Source organism: Lentilactobacillus hilgardii DSM 20176 = ATCC 8290, assembly GCF_000159315.1.
Taxonomy (GTDB): Bacteria; Bacillota; Bacilli; order Lactobacillales; family Lactobacillaceae; genus Lentilactobacillus; species Lentilactobacillus hilgardii.
On the sequence record NZ_GG669992.1, the window covers coordinates 510834 to 514054 of the forward strand.

Below are 3221 nucleotides of genomic sequence, written 5' to 3' on the forward strand. Positions count from 1 at the left end.
AAATTCGTTGTATGAATACAAGAATGTTCGAAATGAAATGCAGTTTTTAAGAGGAACCCGTCAAACGGGCGGTAAAACATCTTTACGACATTTCTTTGACGGCCTATTGAATGAAGTGAATGTATCAGATTAATCGTGAAGCTCGAATGTCCGTCAATCCCGAAAGAGAATTGACGGTTTTTTTGTTCCACTCAAGTGAAAACGGTTTACTAACAATGCCATGTCACTTGAGGCGTGCAAACGCAATGGTTTCAAGCGATCTCCATATATGTAACATGTTACGCGTTACGGAACAAAATACATGCTTGTTCAGCCTATGCCGACAGGGGCCAAAACCATATACTTAAGCGCTTTCATCAAGCATAGTAAGACTCGTAAAGAAATACTCGAGGATTTCTGGAACACAATTAAAACGAATTTAAAAAAAGACTAGGAGATAAACATCATGAAACGAGACTTTATCGATACAAACTCATACACCCGCGACGAAATTCAATATTTGATTAATTTAGGTATCCAAATCAAACAGGACATCAAACTTGGCAACTATCCACAACTTTTGCCACATCGCACATTGGGAATGATCTTTGAAGAGTCTTCAACCAGAACCCGGGTTTCATTTGAAACAGCGATGACTCAGTTGGGTGGTCACGCGCAATATCTTGCACCAGGTCAAATTCATTTAGGCAGTGCCGAAAGCGAATCACTTGGCGATACAGCAATTGTGTTATCACGATTGGTTGATATCCTGATGGCACGGGTTGCAAAACATTCAACTGTTGAAAAATTAGCTCAAACGGCAACGGTTCCTGTTCTTAACGGAATGAGTGATTACAACCATCCAACCCAAGAAGTCGGTGACATCATCACAATGGCTGAACATCTACCAGCAGGTAAGAAACTCAGTGATTGCAAGATTGTTTTTGTTGGTGACGCAACCCAGGTTTGTGTTTCAACAATGTTTATGGCTTCCAAGATGGGAATGAAATTTGTTCAATTTGGCCCTAAAGGGTATCAAATCAAACCCGAAACTTTGGAAATTGGTAAGAAGAACGCTGAAATCTCAGGTGGCAGTGTTGAAATTTCCGAAGATGCCGATGCAGCCCTCAAAGATGCCGATTTCATTTACACCGACGTTTGGTATGGCTTATACGAAGCACCACTTTCATATGATGAAAGAATGAAGATCTTCTATCCTAAGTATCAGGTAAACGATGACTTAATGAGCAAAGCTTCAAGTCACGCAATGTTTATGCACTGCTTACCAGCCAACCGTGGCGAAGAAGTTACTGACAGTGTGATTGATTCACCGGCTTCAATCGCTTGGGATGAAGCAGAAAATCGTTTGACGGCAATGCGTGCCTTACTCGTATACTTGATGGCACCATCAATGAATTACAGTGAAAAACAATTGGATGACTTCAATGATCCAAAGCTTAAATCAATGATTCTAAATCTTGTTGACAACTCGACTCGTTAATCAATCGTTTAACAGATTTTAATGAAGGTGGAAGAAATGGAAAAAGAGAAAAAGTTTAGATTATTTGATGCGGTACTAATGGCGGTCGTTGTTGTCCTAGTTGTTGAATCGGTCGCACCAGCCGCAGCAATCGGTCCATCACAATTCTTCTGGTGGGGAGCACTTCTGATTCTCTTCTTCCTACCATACGGATTAATTTCTGCAGAACTCGGGACTACTTATGATGGCGATGGCGGTATCTATGATTGGGTTCGAAAAGCGTTTGGAAAACGTTGGGGTGGTCGAGCTGCTTGGCTTTATTGGATTAATTTTCCAATTTGGATGGCCAGCCTGGCCGTTCTATTTACCGGCGTTATCGGTCAAGTTTTTCCGACACACTTTGGTACGTGGACAAACGTTGTTATCCAATTGGTCTTTATCGCGATAGTAACCCTGATTTCCTGTTATCCGATTGCAGATAGCAAATGGATCTTGAACCTGGCGGCAATTGCCAAAGTCGTGATCATGCTGAGTTTAGGAATTCTTGGGATTTACGTTGCGATGACCAAAGGCGTTGCAAGTAACTTCACAGTTAAAACGATGTTACCGCAGATGGACGTTAAGAGCCTCGGTTACATCTCGGTTATCCTGTTTAACTTCTTGGGATTTGAAGTTGTGACATCAATGGCAAGTGAGATGCCGAATCCGAAGAAACAAATTCCCCAAGCAATCATCTGGGGTGGTATTTTAATCGCAGTCTTCTACGTATTTGCTGCCTTCGGAATGGGTGTTGCAATTCCAAGTGATAAGTTATCAACCTCAAGTGGATTAATGGAAAGTATCTTATTATTAATCGGTGGTAACAATTGGTTTGTGATTCTGATTGCCATTATGTTCATGTATACGTTGGCTGCCAACTTAATCTCATGGTCAGCCGGAGTTAACTACGTTGCCTCTTATGCAGCAAAAAATCATGACCTGCCGGCAGTCTTCGCAATTGAAAGCAAGAAAAACGGTATGCCGATTGGGGCAACCTTACTAAACGGTCTGATTGCTGCAATCCTGGTTGTTGTATCTCCTTTGATTCCTAATCAAAATATTTTCTGGGCATTCTTCTCACTTAACGTGGTTGCTTTGTTGGGATCATACATCTTAATGTTCCCATCTTTCAGTAAACTTCGAAAAATCGATCCAAAAGCCGAGCGGCCGTTCAAAGTTCCCGGCAACAAGTTCATGATTTCGTTAATGACTTGGATTCCGGTAACACTTTTGGTTGTCACAGTCATTATGTCAGCTGTTCCTTTGAACGGTAGTGCTGAAGAGATTAACGGCAAAGTGCCAATTCTAATTGGGACGATTATCACATTGATTCTTGGTGAAATCTGTATTCGAATTGCTGAAAAACACGGAGATAAGAAAGCTCATCAAGAGGCGAGTAGTCACATCGAAGGACACTCGGAACACGCATTAGAAAAGTAACTTGAATTTTGACTTAAACGTAAAGGAAGTTATTAAATTATGAAAACTTTACAATCATCACCTAAAAAAGACGGTTTCAGAATGCCAGGCGAATTTGAACATCATAAGGGTGTTTACATCCTTTGGCCGGAACGCCCGGACAACTGGAGAAACGGTGCCAAACCGGCACAACACACTTTTGTGAACGTTGCGAAAGCTATTTCACAATTCGAACATGTGACTGTTGGCGTTTCAGACGAACAGTTTGCCAATGCCCGTCACATGTTGCCGGATGAGGTTGAAG

The 3221-nt window shown here is 41.6% G+C and carries 4 protein-coding genes; all 4 read left to right on the forward strand.

Features of this window, described 5'->3' with window-relative positions; all coding sequences use genetic code 11:
• Nucleotides 1-133, forward strand: a 133-nt coding sequence (locus tag HMPREF0519_RS14760; RefSeq protein ID WP_040472630.1) for a DNA-binding domain-containing protein, incomplete at its 5' end; no start/stop codon positions are given.
• 312 nt (nucleotides 134-445) lie between these two features.
• Entirely contained in the window at nucleotides 446-1480 is a 1035-nt protein-coding gene (gene ptcA / locus HMPREF0519_RS02365) for a putrescine carbamoyltransferase (RefSeq protein ID WP_003551587.1), read from the forward strand.
• A gap of 36 nt (nucleotides 1481-1516) precedes the next feature.
• Nucleotides 1517-2938, forward strand: coding sequence for an APC family permease (locus HMPREF0519_RS02370; RefSeq protein WP_035444244.1), 1422 nt, complete (start codon nucleotides 1517-1519; stop codon nucleotides 2936-2938).
• A gap of 39 nt (nucleotides 2939-2977) precedes the next feature.
• On the forward strand, nucleotides 2978-3221 hold a 244-nt coding region (locus HMPREF0519_RS14240; RefSeq protein WP_003634313.1), incomplete at its 3' end, for an agmatine deiminase family protein.